The organism is Bacillus sp. LR--39 (assembly GCF_053613335.1).
The window spans coordinates 1-541 of the sequence record NZ_JBSIOT010001467.1 but is presented as its reverse complement, the minus strand read 5'-3'; the positions used below and the strand labels follow the sequence as shown (position 1 = coordinate 541).

At 47.0% G+C, this 541-nt stretch carries 2 pseudogenes; one reads left to right on the top strand and one right to left on the bottom strand.

What is annotated here, in order from left to right:
- Window positions 1-374 (top strand): annotated as a pseudogene (gene melA / locus ACWHAR_RS31180) (alpha-galactosidase MelA); the annotation flags it as partial.
- Between the two features lie 21 nt (window positions 375-395).
- Here melA and ACWHAR_RS31175 read toward each other — a convergent pair.
- Window positions 396-506 (bottom strand): annotated as a pseudogene (locus ACWHAR_RS31175) (rhodanese-like domain-containing protein); the annotation flags it as partial.
- Between the last annotated feature and the right edge of the window lie 35 nt (window positions 507-541).

The following is a 541-nucleotide window of genomic DNA, read 5'->3' as shown; positions in this document are numbered from 1 at the left end:
AATATGGTTCAAGAATTATAGAAGCAATGGAAACAAACGAACCATTCACCTTCGGAGGAAACGTCTTGAATACAGGGCTGATCACCAACCTTCCTTCAAAAGCGGTTGTGGAAGTGACATGCGTCGCCGACAGAAAAAAAATTACACCGTGCTTCGCCGGAGAACTGCCTGAGCAGCTTGCCGCCTTAAACCGGACGAATATTAATACACAGCTGATGACAATCGAAGCGGCTGTCACACGGAAAAAAGAAGCGGTTTACCAAGCTGCAATGCTTGATCCGCATACAAGCGCGGAGCTTTCCATGAAGGACATCATCTCCATGTGCGACGATTTATTTGCAGCACACGGCGATTGGCTTCCGGAATACAAATAAAAACTAGGGGACTGCTGTCCCCTAGTTTTTTGGTTTTGTTTCGCCTCCCCAGGCCATCATGCCCCCTTCAACATTGACTGTTTTAAAGCCTTGCTCATCCAGGTACTTGCAGACGTTCATGCTTCGCATTCCTCAGCGGCAGCTAAATGCCTACTCTTTGTTTTTAT